Annotated in this window: 19 protein-coding genes; 15 read left to right on the top strand and 4 right to left on the bottom strand. The window is 64.2% G+C overall.

The genetic code is table 11. From position 1 onward, the window contains the following. Positions 1–277: 277 nt before the first annotated feature. Positions 278–1,210, top strand: a complete 933-nt coding sequence (locus LGN17_RS34695; protein WP_413227067.1) for a hypothetical protein — start codon at positions 278–280, stop codon at positions 1,208–1,210. Between the two features lie 38 nt (positions 1,211–1,248). Here the strand turns inward: LGN17_RS34695 and LGN17_RS34690 are convergent, their stop codons facing one another. Both LGN17_RS34690 and LGN17_RS34685 read right to left on the bottom strand, forming a co-directional pair. Then, entirely contained in the window at positions 1,249–2,943 is a 1,695-nt protein-coding gene (locus LGN17_RS34690; protein WP_226201325.1) for an NfrA family protein, read from the bottom strand. Continuing rightward, the gene (locus LGN17_RS34685; RefSeq protein WP_226201324.1) at positions 2,940–4,898 is read right to left on the bottom strand and encodes a glycosyl transferase family protein; all 1,959 of its coding nucleotides are present in this window, start codon (positions 4,896–4,898) and stop codon (positions 2,940–2,942) included. The genes LGN17_RS34690 and LGN17_RS34685 overlap by 4 nt, the downstream gene beginning before the upstream one ends. A gap of 971 nt (positions 4,899–5,869) precedes the next feature. On the opposite strand from LGN17_RS34685, the gene LGN17_RS34680 reads away from it, so the two are divergent. From LGN17_RS34680 to LGN17_RS34655, 6 genes are all read left to right on the top strand, one after another. Continuing rightward, positions 5,870–6,166 carry a hypothetical protein gene (locus tag LGN17_RS34680; RefSeq protein WP_175954573.1) on the top strand — a complete coding sequence of 99 codons (297 nt, stop codon included), beginning with the start codon at positions 5,870–5,872 and terminating at the stop codon, positions 6,164–6,166. Between the two features lie 12 nt (positions 6,167–6,178). Further along, positions 6,179–7,819 carry a DUF2334 domain-containing protein gene (locus LGN17_RS34675; RefSeq protein ID WP_226201323.1) on the top strand — a complete coding sequence of 547 codons (1,641 nt, stop codon included), beginning with the start codon at positions 6,179–6,181 and terminating at the stop codon, positions 7,817–7,819. A gap of 106 nt (positions 7,820–7,925) precedes the next feature. Then, positions 7,926–8,894, top strand: coding sequence for a hypothetical protein (locus LGN17_RS34670; RefSeq protein WP_226201322.1), 969 nt, complete (start codon positions 7,926–7,928; stop codon positions 8,892–8,894). Between the two features lie 312 nt (positions 8,895–9,206). Then, positions 9,207–10,406 carry a PLP-dependent aminotransferase family protein gene (locus LGN17_RS34665; protein WP_226201321.1) on the top strand — a complete coding sequence of 400 codons (1,200 nt, stop codon included), beginning with the start codon at positions 9,207–9,209 and terminating at the stop codon, positions 10,404–10,406. A 12-nt stretch (positions 10,407–10,418) separates the two neighbouring features. Continuing rightward, entirely contained in the window at positions 10,419–10,610 is a 192-nt protein-coding gene (locus tag LGN17_RS34660; RefSeq protein ID WP_226201320.1) for a hypothetical protein, read from the top strand. A 104-nt stretch (positions 10,611–10,714) separates the two neighbouring features. Continuing rightward, entirely contained in the window at positions 10,715–11,302 is a 588-nt protein-coding gene (locus LGN17_RS34655; protein ID WP_226201319.1) for a pyridoxamine 5'-phosphate oxidase family protein, read from the top strand. A gap of 16 nt (positions 11,303–11,318) precedes the next feature. Here the strand turns inward: LGN17_RS34655 and gcvA are convergent, their stop codons facing one another. After that, positions 11,319–12,212, bottom strand: coding sequence for a transcriptional regulator GcvA (gene gcvA, locus LGN17_RS34650; protein ID WP_226201318.1), 894 nt, complete (start codon positions 12,210–12,212; stop codon positions 11,319–11,321). Between the two features lie 134 nt (positions 12,213–12,346). Here gcvA and LGN17_RS34645 point away from each other — a divergent pair, with 134 nt between their 5' ends. After that, positions 12,347–13,051 (top strand): SDR family oxidoreductase, encoded by a 705-nt coding sequence (locus LGN17_RS34645; RefSeq protein WP_226201317.1) that lies wholly within the window; start codon positions 12,347–12,349, stop codon positions 13,049–13,051. 203 nt (positions 13,052–13,254) lie between these two features. On the opposite strand, the gene LGN17_RS34640 is transcribed toward LGN17_RS34645, so the two are convergent. Further along, entirely contained in the window at positions 13,255–14,109 is an 855-nt protein-coding gene (locus tag LGN17_RS34640) for an alpha/beta fold hydrolase (protein WP_226201316.1), read from the bottom strand. A gap of 108 nt (positions 14,110–14,217) precedes the next feature. Here LGN17_RS34640 and LGN17_RS34635 point away from each other — a divergent pair, with 108 nt between their 5' ends. The 7 genes from LGN17_RS34635 to LGN17_RS34605 all read left to right on the top strand — a co-directional run bounded on the left by LGN17_RS34635 (position 14,218) and on the right by LGN17_RS34605 (position 20,731). After that, on the top strand, positions 14,218–14,754 hold the full coding sequence (locus tag LGN17_RS34635; protein WP_226201315.1) for a MarR family winged helix-turn-helix transcriptional regulator: 537 nt from the start codon (positions 14,218–14,220) through the stop codon (positions 14,752–14,754). Between the two features lie 91 nt (positions 14,755–14,845). Next, entirely contained in the window at positions 14,846–15,802 is a 957-nt protein-coding gene (locus LGN17_RS34630; protein WP_226201314.1) for a LysR substrate-binding domain-containing protein, read from the top strand. Between the two features lie 208 nt (positions 15,803–16,010). Next, positions 16,011–16,940 (top strand): TauD/TfdA family dioxygenase, encoded by a 930-nt coding sequence (locus LGN17_RS34625; RefSeq protein ID WP_226201313.1) that lies wholly within the window; start codon positions 16,011–16,013, stop codon positions 16,938–16,940. Continuing rightward, the gene (locus tag LGN17_RS34620) at positions 16,937–18,412 is read left to right on the top strand and encodes an AMP-binding protein (RefSeq protein ID WP_226201312.1); all 1,476 of its coding nucleotides are present in this window, start codon (positions 16,937–16,939) and stop codon (positions 18,410–18,412) included. Before LGN17_RS34625 ends, LGN17_RS34620 begins: the two co-directional genes overlap by 4 nt. Positions 18,413–18,425: 13 nt before the next feature. After that, the gene (locus LGN17_RS34615; protein ID WP_226201311.1) at positions 18,426–19,052 is read left to right on the top strand and encodes a thermostable hemolysin; all 627 of its coding nucleotides are present in this window, start codon (positions 18,426–18,428) and stop codon (positions 19,050–19,052) included. A gap of 57 nt (positions 19,053–19,109) precedes the next feature. Beyond that, positions 19,110–20,300 (top strand): multidrug effflux MFS transporter, encoded by a 1,191-nt coding sequence (locus LGN17_RS34610; protein WP_226201310.1) that lies wholly within the window; start codon positions 19,110–19,112, stop codon positions 20,298–20,300. After that, a complete protein-coding gene (locus LGN17_RS34605; RefSeq protein WP_175954429.1) occupies positions 20,297–20,731 on the top strand; it encodes a DoxX family membrane protein in 435 nt (144 codons plus the stop codon). Before LGN17_RS34610 ends, LGN17_RS34605 begins: the two co-directional genes overlap by 4 nt. The last annotated feature ends 88 nt before the right edge of the window (positions 20,732–20,819 follow it).

The raw sequence follows: 20,819 nt of genomic DNA, 5'->3' as shown, positions 1-20,819 counted from the left end.
CCCTGACGCGCATCCGCCGCCTCGCCCGCACCCGTTCCTCGCACCCGTTCCCTGCACCAATGCTGTAGTGCATTTAATCAGCATCACGTAACAACTGCCTCGGCGCGACACCCTGTCGCAGCCACGTTTGATACCGATCCTAACCATTTTTTTAGGGCTCGCCACTTCCGATATCATCCGATAATTACCTTTTATTTTCGTCTAAAATCGCGCTTCTTCTTACTTTTGGACGGAAATTGTTTTGAAAAGACTGACGAAAAAACTCTCGCGTACGGCCATCGCCGCATGCGTTGCTTATGCCGGGCTCCTGCCTTTATCCCGGCCCGCTGAAGCCCAGGTCGAACCTCTGAAGAATCCCGTCTACGGCGTGACCCTCGACGACCTGAGCAAGCTGGACGCGATTGTCGCGTCGCTGCAGAACCTGCCGTACAAGCCCACCGTGCGTGTCGTGTTCGATCCGGGTACGTCGGCCGCCGACTACTACGCGCCGCTGCTGCGCCTGCACGCAGTCGCGTACGTGATGGGCGAAATCTACGATTCTTACTATTTCCCGACGACGCTCGCCACGTATCAGGCACGTACGCAGGAACTGGTGTCGCAGTTGAAGAACACGGTCGACGTCTGGGAGATCGCGAACGAAATCAACGGCGAATGGCTGCGTAACGACCCGGACGGCTCGAACACCGTGGTCAACTCGGAAGAGCAGCAGATCGGCCAGATGGTTGCGGCGGCCAACACGATCGTCAAATCGAACGGTGGCAAGACGGCCGTCACGCTGTACTACAACGACGACAGCAAGGGCAACAACTGCTGGGAGAAGCCGCAGGATTACTGGAAGACGTGGCCGACCACCTTCCTGTCCTCGACGGTCCGCCAGCAAGCCGACTACGCACTGTTCAGCTACTACCCGTACCAGGATTGCCCGGGGCTGAATCCGACGTGGAAGAACGATTTCGCGGCGCTGGAAAGCATCTTCCCGAACGCGAAGGTCGGCTTCGGCGAAATCGGCACCTCGGATACCTCCGCGCCGGCGTCGGTGCAGCAGAACCTGATCAAGACGTACTACCCGATGGTCAACAGCATGGCCGATCCGCGCTTCATCGGCGGGTTCTTCTGGTGGTACTACGCCGAGGAAATGGTCCCGTATTCGACGAGCCCGTACTTCCAGCTGTTGCGTCAAACGATCATCACGCTCAAATCGCCGAGCTAAGCAGTCGCGTCATCCAAAAGCAAGCGTCAGCGTCGCAGTCAGAACCACAATGTCGCGCGTACCACGAGACCACGTGCGCGTGCCGCTGACGTCAACCCGAACCGGTATTGCACCGTGACATCCAGATAGCTTGCCGGCGCGCTATAGCGGCCTTCGCGAAACCAGTACCGCAACTGGATGCCGGGCCCGACACCGATCGCCGTCTTGTCCGGCTCTCGATTGTCGTGATCGCCGGCCACCGCGGCGTGCGGGTAGACGGTCAGCCGATCGCTGATCATCGGCAACCGCCAGGTGTGCCCGTAACGCAACTCCGAATAAATGATGTATCGACCCGCGCTGATGAAGTAAGCGCCCTCGATGTACGCCTGCCAGCTGCGCCAGCTCGGTTCGGTCACCCTCAGGTCGGTTCCGCCTTCCGACGAATAACCCAGGCGCATCAGCCAGTCCGTCGTCGACAGGCTGCCGACGTGGAACAGCCGCTCGGCGGTCAGCACGACATTCTGGTCGGGCAGCGGCTTGTAGCGCGCGCCCACCGAACCCTGCACGGTCGGCATGCCGGTCACGTTGCCCGTCCCGTCATAGGCCGTGCCGTAGCCGCGCACGAAGAACTGGAAGATGCGGCCGTTCTGATAGCCGATCTTCGGCGGCTGCCAATACACTTCGATACCCGGCTGCAACACGCTGATGGTGCCTTGCGGCCCGAACGCGGCCGACTGGTACGGCGCGCTCAGCACGAACCCCCAGGTGCGCTGAAGCTGCTCGACTTCGCGCCGATAGCCGAACTTGTGCTGCGCATCGAAGGTGTGTTCGTTTTCGTCGGCATCGAGGCTGTGCTCGAACAGGTCGATGGATTCCTGGTTCAGCCCGATCCGCTTGGCGGCGTAGCCCGCGTCCGCGTAGTTCATCGCATTGCCGGCGCCGCCGGAAAATCCCTCGTTGAATGCATCGAGCGCCTCGCGATCCTTGTGGTCGCGCAGGAGGTCATAGGCCTCCTGCAATTTCTGTTGCGCGGTATTGTCCACCGGCGCGTCGGCGGCCTGATCTTCCTGGCGCGCCTGCGCCGCGATCGACGCGGCCATGTTGCGCTCGCCGTCGTTCGTCGCGTCGCTGGCCGCCAGGTCGGCCATGCGGATGGCGGTGTCGCGGTCGCCTGCCTGCAGGCTCATCTGCGCGATGCGCAACTGGATCACGGCCGATTTTTCATCGGCCAGCGGCGCCAGTGCAACGCCGGCTTCATGCGGACGCTTCGCCGCGAGCGCGCTGTCCGACCAGGCGAGACGCAGGTTGCGCTGCTGATCCTTGCTCCATTTCCCGGTCGCGACGGCGGCCGCGAAATCGCTGCAGGCAACGTCGTAGCGCATCTGGCGCTGCGCCAGGTAGCCATGCTGCGCGCGTACCGCGCCACTCTTCGGAAAACGAACGATCAGCGATTCGACCATGTCGTCCGCTTCGTCGACTTTTCCTTCCCGTCTGTATACGTCGACGAGCAGTAGCCCGAGCTGTTCGCTGCCGGGCTGAATCTTGATGGCGCGCGATGCATACACTTCAGCGAGGGGCAGGTCGCCGGCGTTGATCGCCTTGTAGGCGCTGTCGGCGAGCTTGTAGGCCTTGGGTGTCAGTTGCTGGGCGGCGGATGCCGGCGCCTGCCAGGCCAGCGACACGGCGATCGCCAGTGCGCTCAGCCGTGCGCAGCGCTTGAGGCTGGCCGCGATCGGAAGTCTCGAATGCTTCATGCCTGTTCTCCCGACGGTTTTTTGACGGGAGCGCCGTGCTGCGCCGCCGGATCGCCGTCGCGTGTGCGTGCGAGTTCGACGAATCGCGAGTGCCGCGAGAGTTCGGCGGTAATCTCCGCATCGCACGCGATGAAGTAGGCCACGTTCGATCGGGCACCCCGCCGCACCACATCCTGTTCGTCCTGGGTGAGCGGCCGTCCGACCGCGACGTTCAACGTGCCGTCGTCCGCCGTCGAAAACGGGATGGCGCGGTACGCGTACTGCAGTTCGAATGCCAGTGAATCCGCGAAGTGGCCCACCGCGACGTTGCCGAGGCTCACCCGGGGCAGCTCGGCCTGCTCGGCGATCGCATCCGCCAGCGATTCGGCGGATATCGCGCAGCCTTCGACCAGCAGTTCACCGAGCCGCTTGCCGCAAGTCAGTTGTTTCTCGAGGCTCGCCTGCAATTGCTCCAGCGTGACCACGCCCCAGCCGACCAGGATCTCGCCGACTTTCAGGCGCGCCTTCCCGAGTGCTTCGTTGGACAGGTAGGTATGACTGGTCTTGTCCCAGGCGATGGGCTTGCCGGTCGCGAGGTGGCGGATATAGATGCGCCACGCACGGCAAACCGCGTAGAAGTTGATCAGGTTGTTGACGAACATCCGCGGTATCGAGAGCAGCCCCTGGGTCGGCCCGTTCAGCTTGCTGACGAAATGGAAGCGCTGCCCGGCGCGCGCAAACAGCATCGCGGTGTTGATCCACAGCAGCGGCATGACCCAGTGGGTCGCCATGACGAACGAGGCGCCAGGCGGGATGACATGGCCGGATCGATGAAGCGCGCCAAGCAGCAGGAAGTTGATCAGCACGCCATAGGCAACGACCGAAAACAGCGAGGTAACGATGCCCTTGCGATCGTGGAAGAACATGTATCGCATCAGCAGATTGCCTTTCCAGCCGAGCTGCTCCCAACCCTGAAAGGCAATGCCGAGGATCCAGCGCGTGCGCTGACGGTACGCGGTGCGAAACGTTTTCGGAAAATACTCGCGCGTGGCCAGCAGGTTTCGATTGACGGCGCCACCCTGTACGCGCTTGTCCGCCGCATCGCGAACGATCCCCGTCAGTGGAATGCACGCGAAGGTTTCCTTCATCCCCAGGTCTCTCAACCGAAAGCTGAAGTCATAGTCCTCGGTCAGCGAGCTGGTGTTGAACGGCGCGCCGTTGCGCTCCTTCATCGCCGCTTCGATCGAGCGCCTGCTGTAGCACGATGCCACGCCTGCGCCCGGGACGATGCCGGTCAGCCGGGCGCGCACCGGCACATCCTTCTGGTGCGTTTCGCTGAAGTCGTCCAGGTAGCATCCGGCGACGAACTCGTTCCATTTCCGCGGCAACGACAGCACGGGAAGCTGGACCAGGTCGCTATCCGCAATCGCGTGGTTGAGGTACTTGAGTTCGACCGGATGAATGACATCCTCGCAGTCGTGCATGACGACGCCCGCGAATTGAATGTGATGGACCGATTCGTAGCGCAGGATGGTTTCGATGATCCAGTTCAGGCAGTCCGCCTTGCAGGTCGGCCCATCGTTCATGACGGTCGCGCGCGTGACCCTGCCCGGATACCGGCGGACCATCCGTTCGACCTCGGCCGTGGTCTCGGCATCGTTGTGATAAGTGCCGACGAATATCACGTATCGCTCGTACTCGAGCGTCGCCAACGTGTTTTCGATCATCTTGGCGATGACGTCGTATTCCTTCCACGCCGGCACCATCAGCGCCAGATGCCGCTCTTCCAGCGCGCGCAGCATGCCGATATCAACCGTTTGCGATTTTTCGCGGCGCAGGATGCGACGGATTTCGAAGGACCAGTAACAGGCGTCCAGCGTGAGGTCATCCAGTGTGCTCACCAGGATGACGATTGCGGTGACAATGGCGACAAGGTTGAGTGCATATAAATACGCATTCCAAATCATGTTATCCATCATTTATTCCGCACTTTTATCTTGTACTGGATGATTCCTCCTCGTACCGACGCAAGACGAAACTTTCCCCGTCCTCGTCGCCCCCGTCACGTCCACTCCGTCGCTTGCGCCACGCGAATGCCTGTCAACCGGAAAAGCCCTGTCGACACGCGAGCTTTCCCGATGTGAGCACGTTGCATCGTGCGCGACGCAACGTGCTCAGTGGATGACTTTTTGACCGCCCGTTTCCGGCTTTCCTGCTTCCGTCCCTGCGTGCTTGGCTGCTTGCAGCCGCTCTCCACCCGTCGCACGCGCAGCGCCCGCGCGCACCGGCTTCGCGGCACACAGATCATGTAGCAAGTCGTGCGCCATCGCGGCGTGACCCTTGAGCCTGCGGGCGGCGCGCGAAGCGGCACCGGACCGGTCCGCCGAATCCGAGCCAAATGTTTCAGTGCTGAAACATGCGGCCGATCGATTGGATGACACGTCGTTTTCGGACGCACTGGCGGACCACGGCAGCCGCCCCCGGGAGATCGTCATGCGATTCAGGCGCTGACCGTCCGGATCGGTTGGCGTCGAAGCGGAACGCCGACACCCGAATCGTCATTGCGCGTGCATGCCACCTGTGAGGCGTGTCGCGTCGCGCGCTGCGAAGCGCGGCGATCGAATGGTTTTCCCCGAATCGTACGAACAGGCTTCGCGGGTTTGTCCGATTTGATTCGTGACGCCGCCACGTTGCACGCCTGAAACGTTTTATCGACGCATTTTTGCGCTGCGTCGATGCGTCGATTTTCTTCCCTTGCCCTATGCCCATTTGCGACGGATGGTACGGTTCTAGCTTGAAAGTCAAACCATCTCCTCCCGGATTTATTTGTCTGGTTTCAATTGCGCCGCAGAATTTCACGACATGGCGCCCCGATTCCGGATGGCGATTGACCGTGCTCGCTTCATGAGCGAGATGGATTTATTTTGCATATCAAAGGATGAAAATCATGGTTTCTCATCGTGGCCAATCATTCAGATACGGGTTAAGCGCTGCAGGATCACTTGTCGCACTGATCGCTGCGCTCGTCTTCACCGTCGGTGTTCAGGGCGCGCATGCACAGCAGACCGCCAATGCGCCGGCCGTCAAGGTCAAGCCGCCTCCACTGCCGAATGGATCGGCAAACGTCAAACTGAAAGCCGGCATGTCCGACGAGGATTGGGAATTGGCATACAAGGAAACGGGGCGCCCGAAGTTCAGCCGGAATTCGGTCAAGAAACTCAACGGCAACGTGGAACGTGACTAGGGAGAAACGGCCATGAAAAAGATCTTGCTCGTCATCGCCCTGCTTGCCGGACTCGCGCAAATGACATTGCCGGGCACTGCGCACGCGCAGGCGACCACTGCCCATACGCTCATCCTTTACGACAATCCGGCCAACGATCCTTATTCGAAGCTGGGGCTGATGTACAGCATCATGCTGAGGAATCTGCTGGGCCACTTCAATACGACGATCGACATGGTGCCGATCCAGAACTACACGTCCGGCATGGTCGGCAGCCACGACGCGACGTTCTATATCGGCGACTACTACAACAACCCGATTCCGACGGCGTTCATGAGCGACGTGATGACCACCACGAAGACGGTGGTCTGGTTCAAGTACAACCTGTGGCAGCTGGCATGGAACACGGCCTACACGTTCAACCAGACCTTCGGGTTCAGCTTCCTGGGCCTTGCCGGGATGAACGCGACGCCTTCGGCGAGCAATCCGAATCCCGGCTTCTACGACACGGTCACGTACAAGAACCTGTCGATGGTCAAGTACTACTCGTATAACGCGTCGACCGGCGTCATCAGCGCGGATCCGGATGTCGGCCTGACCCAGATCAACACCACCAAGGCGCAGGCGCTCGTCACCATCAAGAACAGCCAGAGCGGGGCAACCACGCCCTACGTCGTGCGCTCGGGCAACTTCTGGTACTTCGCGGACATGCCGTTTTCCTATATCGGACCGACGGATCGCTATCTGGTGATTTGCGACATCCTGCACGACATCCTGAATACCAATGCACCGGTGAATCACCGTGCGCTCGTCCGTCTGGAGGACCTCGACGCGTATACGACGACGACTTCGATGCAGCAGCTGACGAATTACCTGTACTCGAAGAAGATCCCGTTCACGATGGCCACCATCCCGCTGTATACGGATCCGAACGGCTACTACAACGGCGGCGTGCCGGAAACGATCCATCTGGCGCAGGCCACCGGTCTGAAGACGGCGTTGAACTACGCGATCGCGCACGGCGGTTCGATCGTGATGCACGGCTATACGCACCAGTACGATTCGACGCCGAACCTGCAGAATGCAGTGAGCGGGAGCGACTACGAGTTCTGGTTCGCCGTGCAGAACCGGCCGGTTGATGAGGACTCCATCCCGTGGGCGGAGGGCAGAATGGCCGATGGCCTGGCGGAGTTCAAGACCAACGGCTACAAGGTCGTCGGCTTTGCCGCGCCGCAGTACCAGATGTCGCCGTCCGCCTCGTCGGCGACAGCCCTGACGTTCCCGACCACGTTCCAGCGGGCCGTGTACTACACGGCGACCGATCCGCAACTCGGAACGGGCGCCGCCAACCAGGACTTCTCGGCCGGGCAGTTTTTCCCGTACATCATCAACTCCGATTACTACGGGCAGCGGATCGTTCCGGAGAACCTGGGCAGCGTGCAATACAACATCTGCAATATCGACCCGTTCTCGTGCGTCACGTACACGTGGCAGCAGATCGTGACGAATGCCCAGTATGGCCTGGCGGTGCGGGACGGCTTCGCGTCGTTCTTCTTCCATCCGTACTGGCTTGAACCGGATCTCGGATTGCCGGCGTATCAGGACTTCCAGAGTCTCATCACCGGCATCACGAATCTGGGCTACAAGTGGGTGGACGGCACGACGGCCAAGTGACGACGACGTAGCGGCAGCCCCGTGCGACCCGCATTGGCAACGCGGGTCGCACGCTTTCGCTTGATCGGCTACGATGACGCGCAGGCATGCTTCCGGGGAACCAGCGATGACCACGTACGCGATCCCGGCCTTGCGCAGGATTCGACAGCGTATGGGCCGGTTCCGGCTCGCGGCGCGACCGGGCTTGCCCGCCGCCGCACCGCGTTCGCCTCGCGCGGCGACGCTCGCGGCGATCGGCGCATCGTTCGTCGTGGCCGCCTGCAGCTGGACCGCGCACGACGTGCACGCGGACGGCATCGTCTGGCAGGTGGACAACGCGACGACCCATCCGGCCGGCAACTGGCAGATACTCGGCATACACGATCTGCTGATTCAGTGGACCGTCGTCGACGATACCGCGTACCTCCCCAACACCCGCATCCAGCCTGCCGCGCACCTTCCCGACTGGGAACGCATCGGTCGTGAGCCGTGGGCCCGGAACGTGATCCTGGGGCTCGCCGGCTACCAGGACGAAAAGCGTGCGCGCACGCATCTGTCGACGCTGGCCGACCAGTCGCTGGAAGTGGCGCGCGCATCGGTCCCGCTGCATGTCACGGGCTACTACTTTCCGGCCGAGATCGATCCGACCTGGCAGGACGCGCCCAAGCTCGCCGCGATCCTGCAACGGCTGCCGCGCCCGCTCTGGGTGAGCGTGTACGACCAGACCAATATCGGCGGAAAGGCGCTCGCGGAGTGGCTCGCAGCGTGGCTGCCCGCGGACGTCGGCGTGTTCTTCCAGGATGGCTGCGGCGTCTATGCCCGCGAGCCGTATGTCGCGCGCAGCTACCTCGACGAGCTGGCTGCAAGGTTGGGCAAGCAGCGCGTGCGGGTCATCGCCGAGGCGTTCCGGCCCGCCGAGCGCGGCGGGTTCCGTTCGGCCAGCGCCGACGAGTTGGGCAAGCAACTGACGGCGTATCGCGGCTATCCGGTCTATCTGTTCGATGGTCCGCACTATGTGTCGGACGACCTCACGCGCGCGCTCTCGACGTGGAAGCCCAAGCCGCCGACGGCCACGCCTTCCGGGACGCCGCACTGATCCGGCTCGATCCCGGCAAGCGAGGGCGGGCAGGGTGCGCGCATCGCGAAACAATCGCCGGGATTGGCTTTCTCGCGGCAACACACGTCCGAAACCGGTGTCGTCGCGCCGAAGGACGGGGCGTTTCGCCGCTCCCGCCCACGCCCCATGTGATGACCAAACCGCAAGACCTAGTGCATAGATATCGTTTGCCGCGGCCTTAATGACTCTCGACAATCGTGACTCGATTGCACCGCCGCGGCGCCAGAAGCGCCGCGGCGGCCGGTCTTCGGCGGCTATCCCGGCCGTCCGCGCCATCCAGCTCACGACGACATGTACGCGTTCACTCCCTCATTCCAGAATCCCGCCGGCTCGCCGATCCGCGAACTGTTCAAGTACCTGTCCGAACCGGGCATGATTTCCTTCGCGGGCGGCTATCCGGCCAGCGACCTGTTCGACGTCGACGGCCTGGACGCAGCCGCCGAGCGTGCGTACGCGCAGCCCGTGCGCTGCCTGCAATACGGCCCGACCGACGGACTCGCCGAACTGAAGCAGCAACTGATCGCGCTGATGGGGCGCCGCGGCGTGGCGTGCACGCCGGCCGAACTGCTCGTCACGACCGGCTCGCAGCAGGGCCTCGACCTGCTGTTGCGCGTGATGGTGTCGCCCGGCGACGTCGTGCTGACCGAGCAGCCGGCCTATCCGGCGACGCTGCAGGCGATGCGTCTGCAGCAGGCGCGCATCGTGACGATTCCGGTCGACGGCGCGGGCCTCGACGTCGATCGTCTCGGCGAACGGCTTGCGTCCGGCGCGATTGCGCAGCCGAAGCTGCTCTACACGGTGCCGACCTTCGCGAACCCGACGGGCGCGACGCTCACACGCGAGCGCCGGCTGAAGCTGCTGCGTCTCGCCGTGCAATACCGCTTCCTGATCGTCGAGGACGATCCGTACGGCGACCTGCGTTTCGCGGGCGAAGCCGTGCCGTCGATGCTCGCACTCGCCGATGAAGTGGAGGGCGCGCGCGACTGGATCGTGCATTTCGCGAGCCTGTCGAAGATCGTCGCGCCAGGGCTGCGCGTGGGCTGGACGATCGCGCCGGCCGAGATCGCGCGGCGCTGCGTGATCGCGAAGCAGACGGTCGATCTGTGCAGCACGCCGTGGACACAGGCGGCCGCCGCCGAATATCTGGCCGACGGCGCGCTCGAACGCCATCTGCCGCGCATCACGGCCGCCTACCGGCGCAAATGCGATGCGATGTGCGATGCGTTGCGCGACGGCCTTGGCGAGGCGATCGAATTCCACCGTCCCGAAGGCGGGATGTTCGTATGGGCGCGGATCGGCGCGGTGTCGTCGGACGTGCTGCTGCAACAGGCGATCGCGAACAAGGTCGTGTTCGTGCCGGGCAAGGCGTTCTTCGCGGACAACGTCGACGCGGCCTCGCTGCGCCTGTCGTTTGCCGCGCCGGACGTCGACGCGATCCGGGAAGGTGTTGCGCGCCTCGTGCGCGCCTATGGTGCGGCGCTCGCCGCGTGAGGAGACCGCAACATGACCATCATCGTCAACGACACCGTATCGACGGGCGCGGCGCCGGGCGCGGGCGATAACCGGCCGGTCGCGCACCGGTCGTCGCAGATCAGCGCGGGGCCGCAGTATGTGGCCGACGTGCTCGGCCGCTTCGGCGCGGAGCCGGCGGCCGACCTCGGCGACGCGGCGCCGGTCGTACGCGGCTACAACTGAGCCGCACGGCGACGGCGCGCGCGCCGCCCGAGCCGCCCGCGTGCCGTTGCCGCCGCAAGCGGCTAAGCTTGCGCGATCGCAACCCGCACGATCGCCGCCCCGTCATGCCCGCCTCCGCTACCGAATCGCTCGTGCAAACGTACGAGCGCCTGTGGTCCTGCCTCGAATCCGGCGTGAGCGCACCGCGCTCGCCGTTCACGATGCTGCAGGCCGCGACGCTCGGCGTCGACGGCACGCCGAAGGTGCGCACGATCGTGTTGCGTCAGGTGAGCCGCGCCGGCCGTGTGCTGTCGTTTCATACCGACGCGCGTTCGGAGAAGGTCGCCGAGCTGCGACGCGATCCGCATATCGCGCTCGTCGCCAACGATCTCGATGCGCTCGTGCAGATTCGTGTGGAAGGCGTTGCATCGATCTGCGACGACGAAGCGCAACGGCGTGCGGTCTGGCAGTCGAGCCGTCCGCATACGCTGCTGCTGTATCGCGCACCGTTGCCGCCGGGCATGCCGGTCGAGTCGCCTGAAGCCGCGCATGCCGACAGCGCCGCATCGACCGACGACGGCTACGACAACTTCTGCCTGATCCACGTGACCGTGACGCGCATCGACTGGCTTGAACTCGCGCGTGCCGGCCATCGCCGCGCGGTGTTCGACCTGCACGAAGGCGGCTACGAAGGCCGCTGGATCGCGCCCTGACGCCGCCGAATGTCGCTCAGGGGCGTCCGCCCGACACCACCTGCGCGGCCATCCATTCGCGCATCATGACGATCGCGTCGTCGTCGCGCCGCTCGGCCGGATACACGAGATAGAACCCCACCGACAGCGGAAACGCGAAATCGAACGGCTTGCACAGCCGGCCCGCGGCGATGTCGCGCTCGACCAGCGGATCGGTGGCGAGCGCAATGCCCTGGCCGGCGACGGCCGCATCGATCGCGAGCGACGTCTGGTTGAAGCGCAACCCCTTGTGCGGATCGACGTCGACGGGCTCGGGCATCGCGGCGAGGAACTCGGGCCACAGGTCGTGCGCGTCGTGCAGCAGCACGTGGCCGGCGAGCGTGCGAGGCGACGCGGGCGCGGCCAGCAGCGCGGGGCTGCACACCGCACACACGTCGAGCGGGAACAGCGCATGCGTGGCGAGATGCTTGCCGAACGGCGGCTTGCCGTAGCGGATCGCGAGATCGACACCGTCGTGGCGGAACGTCGCGATCTGCGGGTCGGCGATCACGCGCACGTCGTAGTCGGGATGCGCATCGGTGAACTGCGCGAGCCGCGGGATCAGCCATTTCGACGCGAACGACGGCGTCGTGCTGATGGTCAGCGCGGCGCGCCGCTTCACGAGTTTGTCGGTCGCGTCGGCGATCGCATGCAGCGCGCGCTGCACATCGGAGAAGTACGCGGCGCCGTCATGCGTCAGTGCGAGGCCGCGCGGCAGGCGTTCGAACAGCTTCAGGCCGAGCACGTCCTCGAGGTGGCGCACCTGCTGCGCGACGGCGCCCTGCGTGACGCCGATCTCGTCGGCGGCGGCGCGGAAATTGAGGTGCCGCGCGGACACTTCGAACGCGCGAAGCGCATTCAGCGGCGGCAGGCGGGAGGGGCGGGGCGGCATCGTCAGGCTGTAGAAAAACTATCGGCTGAAGGCAGAAATACTGGTTCGACAGTCATGATTGATGCGCCTACATTACCACCATGGCGCACCGAACGGCGGTTGCGCGGCGGCAGGATTCGAACGAGGAGCAAATCGTGACTGTAGAAAAAGTAGCGTTGATCACGGCGGCAGGCAAGGGCATGGGTGCGGCGATCGCGCGCGAGCTGGCGGCGACGGGCTATCGCGTCGCGCTGATGTCGCCGTCCGGCAGTGCGGTGGCGCTCGGCGAGGAGCTGGGCGGTTTCGGCCTCCAGGGCTCGGTGACGGACGAAGCCGACATCGAACGGCTCGTGCAGGAAACGGTCGCGCGCTACGGTCGCATCGATGCGGTCGTGAACAACACCGGGCACCCGCCGAAGGGCGAGCTGCTGGCGATCACCGACGACAACTGGCACGCGGGGCTCGACCTGATCCTGCTGAACGTGGTGCGCGTGATGCGCCGCGTGACGCCGATCTTCCAGAAGCAGGGCGGCGGCGCGGTGGTCAACATCTCGAGCTTCGCGGCGGACGCGCCCGAGCAGCCGATGCCCGTTTCGTCGGCATTGCGCGCGGCGCTGAGCGCGTGGACGCGTCTTTACGCGGAACGCTATGCGGCCGAGAACATCCGGATGAACGCGGTGCTGCCGGGCTTCATCGACAGCTGGCCGGAAACGCCGGAGATCGTCGCTCGCATTCCGGCCGGCCGCTTCGGCAAGACCGGCGAGATCGCGAAGACGGTCGCGTTCCTGCTGTCGGACGGCGCGGGCTACATCACCGGGCAGAACATTCGCGTCGACGGCGCGATCGTCAAGGCGCTCTGAGCGTCGCACCGGCGAGCGGTCGCGCAGGCCGGGCCGCTCGCCGCGCCTCCGGCAGTGGGGGAGCGGGCGTCATGCACGGGAGGCCATGCGGGTTCCTTCCGGGTGGCTGGGAACGAGCGCTACGCATTGCATGCAAACGGTCATCCAGTCACGGCACTGGACGTGGCGGAATGTCAGCCGGAGTGGCGAAGTCGCCGCCGGTGTTACGCGCCCCGGCAATAATCCGAATAGGGTGCAACGTGGGCTGCATCCAGCTCGTTGTGATCCGACAGAAAGCGCAGGAGCGTCCAGTTGAATGTCCTGGCGCAGTCGAGATTCGGATGATGCCCGCTTCCCGGCAGCGCACTGAATCGTGCGCCCGGGATCATCGCGGCAAGCCGCTGCCCCTCGATCGCCGGGTGAACGCCATCGTCGTCGCTTTGCAGGACCAGTGTCTCGCTGCGGACGAGATTCAAGCGTCTGCGCACGTCATGGTTCGCGATGCCCTCGCAAAGGCGCGCCAGGAAGGCCGAATCCGCGCCTGCCGCATGGGCATGGCCGATCTGATAGGCGATCTCTCCGTCTTCCGTTTGAGCAAACTCGGCGCTCACCATTAACGGCCACATTTCCTCGAACCAGCGAGTCGCGCCGTCGCCGCGCTGGAACCCTGCCTTCCAGAGCTCGAACCGGCGCGCGACATCGTCGGCCACCAGGTTCGAGAATCCGTTGCAGATGACCAGCTTGCCAACCCGTGACGGGGCGTCGATCGCCACCGATAGTGCAATGGCGCCACCGAGTGACAGGCCAACCAGGTTCGCGCTTTCCAGCCCGAGATGATCCAGCAGACATTCCAGGCCGCTGGCGAATGCTGGAATATCCAGCATGCGATCCGGATAGGACGACGCGCCGTGGCCGGGAAGGTCCGGCACGATCACTCGAAAACCCGCCTGACGCAGGAACGACATCTGGCGCGCCCACGCGCGCCCGCAACTGCCTAAATCGTGAATCAACAAAATGGGCGTGCCACTGCCGACATCCGCGTAGTAGAGATCGTGGTCTCCGAATGATAGTTTTGTCATGGGTCTGCTCCGTTGTTGCGCCCAACATGCGCTCTCGCGATTATCTTAATATTGAGATATATTGATGACAAGCGCTCATCGAGAGCCCCTTCAAATGCGAGGACATTCATGATGGCGTGGGCCAAGGAGGATCATGTCGATCGGGTTGTGGCTCAGTGGCGCCACGAACGCCCCGAGCTCGACGTCGCGTCGATGGAAATTTTCGGCCGGCTCGCGCGGCTGGCGAAGCACTGCGAGAAAGCGCGTACGGAGGCGCTTTCGCCGTTTGGATTCAAGGAAGGCGAATTCGACGTGCTGGCGACGCTTCGACGTGCCGGCAAGCCTTACGAGCTGTCGCCGACGCAACTTTACCGCTCGCTCATGATCACGTCCGGAGCGATCACGAACCGATTGATGCGCCTGGAGCAGGCTGAGCTCGTCGAGCGTGTCCCGAATCCACAGGATGGCCGAAGCCTCACCGTGCGGTTGACGCCGGCAGGCCTTGAGTTGATCGACCGGGCGGTGCATGTGCACGTGGATACGCAGAATCTGCTGCTCGGCGGACTCGATGCCGATGACCGTACCCTGCTCGCGGCGCTCTTGAAGCAGGCGCTGCTCGCGTTGCCGGGAGAGGAACTGCCACAGGACGAGGCTGGCCAGGCGTGACGGGAAAGGGCGATCGATGATCGCCGGAGTATCGCCGGGGCGTCGAGGGGAACCGGGAAAACGTCCCATGACAACAATAACGAGGAAAATCGTGCTCAACAGTAACGTATTGCGCCAGCTCGACTTACAAGACGTGATGGTGTTTCTGTGTCTGTACGAACACAAAAGCGCACGCCGCACCGCCGAGGTCATGAGCATCAGCCAGCCCACCGTCAGCTATTGCCTGAAGCGGTTGCGCAATTGCTTTCACGACGTGCTCTTCGATGTCGATCACGGCAGCCTCGTCGCGACGCCCAAGGCCGAGGCCATCGAGCCTTATCTGCGCAACGTGATCGACGCGGTGAATCACTGCGCCGACATGGATGACGACCAGGTGGTCGCGGCGGCGCGCCGCGTGATGCGCGTCTGTGCGCCGGAGTACTTCGAGCTGCTGCTGCTGCCGGGTGTGCTCGAGTCGTTCATGAAGCGTGGCCGCGAAACCTCGCTGATCGTCGATCGCCTCGGCCGCGAACTTCCGGTGGAACGGCTGCTGGCCGGAGAAATCGATTTCGCGATCGGCTTCGGCCCTGGCTATCACCGGCTGCATCCCGACCTGCAATGGGAATCGGTTCTTTCCGACACCTTCGTGTGCCTGACCGCGTCGCGCAAGCTCGCGCAGTCGACGCGCGTCTCGCTCGACGAATTCTGCGACATGGACCACGTGTTCCCGACGCCGTGGGTCTCCGAGCGCAACATGATCGACGGCTGGCTCGAAAAGCTCGGCCGCTCGCGCAGCATCGTCGCGCGCGCCAACACGTATCAGGCCTGCCTGAACATCGTTGCGCGGCTGCCGGTTGCGCTGACGTTGCCGCGGCGCCTGATCCCGTACCTGTCGATTCCGGCGAGCGTGCAGATCTGCGAAGTGCCGCTTGGCTTCCCGACCTTTACGCTGGACGTGATCTGGTCGACGCCGATGGAGAGGAACCCCGACATCCGCACCATGCGCACGCTGTTCAAGGATCTCGCGAGCGCCAACGCGCTCGAGCCGGGGGAATTGCCGCGCGCGTAGCCGCAACTTGCCCGCACTGGCCGGCGATCGCCGCCGTCCGGTTTATTGCCCGTGGGGAAGCAAAGCCGGGCTTCCTTGCAAGACCCTAAACAAAATTTACATCCACCATTTAATTTTTAAAACGGTGTGCCCAGCCGTGTCGGTAGATTGGTCAGTGTTCGACGAAGCAGTGCTTCGAACGCAAAACTAACTACTCTGAGAGGCAACCATGATGGATGTTGTTGACGTAGTCACTGCGCAGGTTCAGCACAAACCATTGCCGCGTTTCGGCTTCGAGTTGATCGAAAGCCTCGAGCCCGGTCAAAAGGCGATCGACCTTGTCGATACTGACGGGCTGTACGAGCAGCTCGCCCATTCGGGTGTCGTCATCTATCGCAATTTCGCGGATACGCTCGACGATTTCAATCACTTCGTCAGCCAGCATTCGGCGCGCGTCACGTTCGATCCGGCACGCAAGACCTCGACGGAAAACACCGCGGAAATCGATGCCGGCGACCTCGAAATGGGCCTGCACCGTGAGAACGGCAACCTGCCGTTCACGCCCGACCTGCAATGGTTCTACTGCCTCGAGCCGGCTCGCGTCGGCTCCGAGACGACGATCTGCGACGGGCAGCGCGTGCTGCACGAACTGACGCCGGCCGTGCGTCGCCTGTTCGAGCAACGCCAGATCAAGTATTCGCGCCGCATTCCCTGGCCGAACGTACAACGCTTCCTGAGCGTCGAACTGCAGGTGCCGGCGCACGAAGTGAACGACTCGCATCTCGAGGTCGTCAACCAGCGCGTTCGAGGCCAGCACTATCGCCGTCTCGACCCGTTTCTCGTGTCGTCCGAGCGTGTGACCGATGCGATCATCACCAGCTGCTTCTCCGGCCGTCGTGCGTTCTGCAACTCGCTGCTCGGGCCGAGCGTGAACTATGAGCCGCCGCTGATCACGTGGGCCGACGGCACCGACATCGATTTCGAGGTGTGGGACGAAATCAAGGACGTGACCGCCCGTTATACGTACGACCTGTTCTGGAACAAGGGCGACATCGTCGTGATCGACAACAGCCGCGTGATGCACGGCCGCCGCCGTCTCGCGGACACGGGCCGCCGCATCTTCGGTGCGCAAAGCTATCGCAAGGGAGCCATTGCATGATCAGCGCACTCATCGAACGTCATTTCGCCGAAGCGCCGAACCGCGTGGTCGTGCGCGAGATGGATGGCCGCGAATACTCGCTGGACGAACTGCGCGCGGACGTCGCGCGCATCGCGGCGACGCTGCAGGACGTCTATGGCGATTGCAGCGGCCTCGTCTTCGGGATCGCCGCCCGCTCCAGCTACACGTGGGTGGCGACGATGCTCGCGATCTTCCGCGTAAAGGCCGTGCTGCTGCCGGTGCCGATCGAATTCTCCGACGAGCAGATCGGCAGCCTGCTGCACAAGGCAACCGCGATCTTCACGCAGGACGCCCACACGGCCGCGCGGATCGGCGCGATCCTGCCCGGCATCGCATGCATCGACGCCGCGAGCGAGCGCGGTGCATGGCCGGCGGCGGGCGCACCCACCGGCGAGCGGATCGAGCCGGGCATCTGCGGGATCATCCATACGTCCGGTACGACGTCGAAGCCGAAGGGCGTGAAGATCCGCGACGAGGCCGTCGGCCTGCTCGTGACGAACGTGCTCAAGCGTGTGCCGGCCGGCCCGCTCGACTACCTGTCGATCGTGCCGATGAGCCTGCTGATCGAACAGGTGCTCGGCGTGTTCCTGCCGGTGCTGTCCGGCGGCTCGCTGACGCTGATGCCCGCGAACTACGCCGAGTACGGCGCACGCAGCGGCAATGCGCGCGACTACCTGGACCTGATCGCCCGCGTCGATCCGAACTTCCTGTACCTGCCGCCGAAGCTGCTCGAGGAGGCCGACGCATTGCTGGAGTCGACCGGCACGACGCAACTGTTCGGCCGCCGCAATCCGCACATCATCACGGGCGGCGCGAAGATTCCGGCCACCGTGCTCGAATCGCTGGACAAGCGCGGGGTCCAGGTCTACGAGGCCTACGGGCTCAGCGAGAACAGCTCGATCATCTCGCTGAACTACCCGGGGCAGCGCCGCATCGGCTCGGCCGGGACGCTGCTCGACGGGATCGTGCCGGTGATCGTCGACGGCGAGCTGCGCGTGCGCACCCCGACGCTCTGCGCGGGCTACTACAACTCGGACGATACGTCGTGCGAGCTCACCGACGGCTACCTGCACACCGGCGACATCGCCGAGATCGTCGACGGCTTCCTGTACATCACCGGTCGCAAGAAGCACGTGATCATCCTGTCGACGGCGCGCAACATCTCGCCGGAGTGGGTGGAGACGGTCTACAAGGAAAGTGCGCTGATCGACGACATCGTGGTGTTCGGCGAAGGGCGCGAAGAGCCGGCGGCGATCGTGCTGTCCACGCACGACGAAGCGGCGGTGCGCAACGAGATGGCGCGGCTCGAACCGCGGCTCGCGGATTTCGCGCGTGTGCGGCGCGTCCGGGTCGTGACGGACATCGAGCGTTTCCGCAAGGATTACTACACGGTCACCGGGCGGCCGCGCCGTCAGCTGATCGAGCGCGATCATGCGGCGTCGCTGTACTGACCGGGAGCCGACCGTGCACATCGTACGAAGCTTTCATCCGGGCCAGGACGCCTATCGCGAGATGCAGCTCGCGGTCTCGCAGCATTACTACCAGGCGCACGGCGCGCGTCCGGAGCCTCGCCCGGACCAGTTCTGGTGCCTGACCGACCGCGCGATGACGTTGCCCGGCTACGCGTGCCTGGGGCTCAGCTGGGGCGACAGCGCCCCGCTGTTCTCCGAGCACTACCTCGACGAATCGCTGACGAGCCTTTACGGGCTGTCGCGTGCGGAGCTGGTCGAGCTCGGGCAGTTCTCGTCGTTCGGCTCGAAGGGCGCCGGGCGCTACCTGATCGCGAACGTGTTCCGCACACTGGCCCAGCATCACTACCGGTACGTGCTGATGACGGCGACGGAGCGGGTGCGTCACATCGTGCAGTCGCTGCAAATCACCTACGACGATCTCGGCCGCGCCTGCGTGAGCCGGGTACGCGACAGGCATGTCGACTGGGGTACGTACTACGACAACTCGCCGCGCGTCATCATGGTGAAGATCGGCGAAATGGCCTGGCGCAACGATTTGCCGAAGTGGAGTCCGTTCGACGATCCGCCGTCGGCCCGCATGCCGCCGAGGCAGGTTGAATTCACCGCAAACGGTCACTGATCCCGACGGGCCGCACGCATTCGCGTCGGCCTGTCCCGTCATTTCAGGAACGTCCCCATGTCCGACTCAAAAAGATACGAAAACTTTCTCGTGTTCCTGGCGCCGCTGATCAACAGCGTCGGCGGGATCGCGATCGACCTCTACGCGCCGAGCATCCCGGCCATCGGTCGAGAACTCAACGTCATGCCGAGCATGATGCAGAACACGATCACGATCACGCTCGTGTTCTATGCGATCGGCCAGCTCGCGTTCGGCGTGCTGGCCGACTGGTTGGGCCGGCGCCCGTCGGTGCTGTTCGGCCTCGCGCTGTTCATCGCCGGCAGCGCGCTCGCGGTGGCCGCGCCGTCGTTCGAGGTGCTGATGGCGGCACGCGCGATCCAGGGCTTCGCGATCGGGTCGTGCCAGGTCGTCGCGCGCGCCGTGCTGGTCGACCGGCTGAAGGGCGACCGCTTCCGCGTCGCGATCGTCTACCTCAGCCTGGCGTTCGGGCTCGGCCCCGTGATCGCCCCGTATATCGGCGGACACGTGCAGGAGTGGGCCGGCTGGCGCTGGAACTTCGTCGTCTACTGCGGCTACGGGCTCGTCGTGCTGTCGTTCGCGTTCGCGGGCCTGCGCGAGACGCTGCGACCGGAGTTGCGGCGCACGCCGCGGCAAACCATCGCGGGTTATCGCGAGATCCTGTCCGATTCCCAGTTCCAGTCGGCGGTCGCGATGCTCGGGATGAGCTTCTCGGCATTCCTGATGTGGAACGTGATCGGGCCGTACATCGTGCAGTTCCGCCTCGGGCATTCGGCGTCGTATTTCGGTTCGACCGCGCTCGGCGTCGGGCTGTGCTACCTGTGCGGCACGACGCTGAACCGGAGCCTGATCCGGCGCTACAGCGGCGAGCAGCTGATGCGCGGCGGCATCGTGACCTTTGCGCTCGGGGTGGCCTGCGTGGCGTCGAGCGGCGGCGAGCTGATCCTGGTGACCGCACTCGGCGGGATCATGCTGATTGCGTTTGCGCAGGGCTTCATCTTCTCCAACGCGATGGCGCGCTCGATGGCCCTGTTCCCGGGCCGCGCGGGCGCCGCCGCGAGCCTGCAGGGGTGCCTGATGCTTGCGCTCGGTTCCATCGTGTCGGGGGTCGTCAGCGCGATGCCCATGGAGACGAACGCGGCGATTGCCGTCATGTTCGCGTGTTTGCTGGGCGTGACCTTGATCGGTTTCCGGCAGCTGCATCGCCTGCATCCGCAGGTGGCGCGATGAAGACCGCCGTCGCACTCGTGCTGCGGCTCGTACTCGGCGCGTTCTGGATCTGGGCCGGCTTGACGAAGCTCTTCGGGCACTTCGATGCGGGGCCATTCCTGACGGCCGCCGTCTCGCGATCCACGGCGGCGCCCGAAGCCGTGCGGCTCGCGCTGGCCAGCGCGATCGGACACGTCGCGCTGCCGCACGTCGTCGCGGTCAACCTGGCCGTGCCCTGGCTCGAATTGGCGGCAGGGCTGTCGATCCTGCTCGGCATCGCAACCGCGTGGGGCGTTGCCGGCGCCGCCGCGATGTCGGTGCTGTTCCTCATGTGCGGGGCGGTCAGTACCAATCCGCTGCTGCTGTTCGGCGCCGTCCTGTTGGCGATGTCACACCCGTATGCGCGCGCATGGACCCTTCATGCGTCGCGATCGCCGGCCACGACGATCTGACCTCGTGGCGGGTGTCTTTTCACCGCATGTCCCGTTCGTTCGGGGCATGCGGTTTTTTTTCGTGTCAGGCATGCGAAATATTTAAACG

The organism is Burkholderia sp. AU30280, assembly GCF_020420125.1.
Taxonomy (GTDB): Bacteria; Pseudomonadota; Gammaproteobacteria; order Burkholderiales; family Burkholderiaceae; genus Burkholderia.
Note: the sequence above shows the minus strand (reverse complement) of the source record. Positions and strands in the feature narration are given on the sequence as shown.

Bases quoted from the DNA above. Each gene is read 5' to 3' on its own strand.
- LGN17_RS34690 (WP_226201325.1), bottom strand. From the start codon at position 2,943: ATGAAGCATTCGAGACTTCCGATCGCGGCCAGCCTCAAGCGCTGCGCA.
- LGN17_RS34685 (WP_226201324.1), bottom strand. From the start codon at position 4,898: ATGGATAACATGATTTGGAATGCGTATTTATATGCACTCAACCTTGTC.
- LGN17_RS34680 (WP_175954573.1), top strand. From the start codon at position 5,870: ATGGTTTCTCATCGTGGCCAATCATTCAGATACGGGTTAAGCGCTGCA.
- LGN17_RS34675 (WP_226201323.1), top strand. From the start codon at position 6,179: ATGAAAAAGATCTTGCTCGTCATCGCCCTGCTTGCCGGACTCGCGCAA.
- LGN17_RS34670 (WP_226201322.1), top strand. From the start codon at position 7,926: ATGACCACGTACGCGATCCCGGCCTTGCGCAGGATTCGACAGCGTATG.
- LGN17_RS34665 (WP_226201321.1), top strand. From the start codon at position 9,207: ATGTACGCGTTCACTCCCTCATTCCAGAATCCCGCCGGCTCGCCGATC.
- LGN17_RS34660 (WP_226201320.1), top strand. From the start codon at position 10,419: ATGACCATCATCGTCAACGACACCGTATCGACGGGCGCGGCGCCGGGC.
- LGN17_RS34655 (WP_226201319.1), top strand. From the start codon at position 10,715: ATGCCCGCCTCCGCTACCGAATCGCTCGTGCAAACGTACGAGCGCCTG.
- gcvA (WP_226201318.1), bottom strand. From the start codon at position 12,212: ATGCCGCCCCGCCCCTCCCGCCTGCCGCCGCTGAATGCGCTTCGCGCG.
- LGN17_RS34640 (WP_226201316.1), bottom strand. From the start codon at position 14,109: ATGACAAAACTATCATTCGGAGACCACGATCTCTACTACGCGGATGTC.
- LGN17_RS34635 (WP_226201315.1), top strand. From the start codon at position 14,218: ATGATGGCGTGGGCCAAGGAGGATCATGTCGATCGGGTTGTGGCTCAG.
- LGN17_RS34625 (WP_226201313.1), top strand. From the start codon at position 16,011: ATGATGGATGTTGTTGACGTAGTCACTGCGCAGGTTCAGCACAAACCA.
- LGN17_RS34620 (WP_226201312.1), top strand. From the start codon at position 16,937: ATGATCAGCGCACTCATCGAACGTCATTTCGCCGAAGCGCCGAACCGC.
- LGN17_RS34610 (WP_226201310.1), top strand. From the start codon at position 19,110: ATGTCCGACTCAAAAAGATACGAAAACTTTCTCGTGTTCCTGGCGCCG.
- LGN17_RS34605 (WP_175954429.1), top strand. From the start codon at position 20,297: ATGAAGACCGCCGTCGCACTCGTGCTGCGGCTCGTACTCGGCGCGTTC.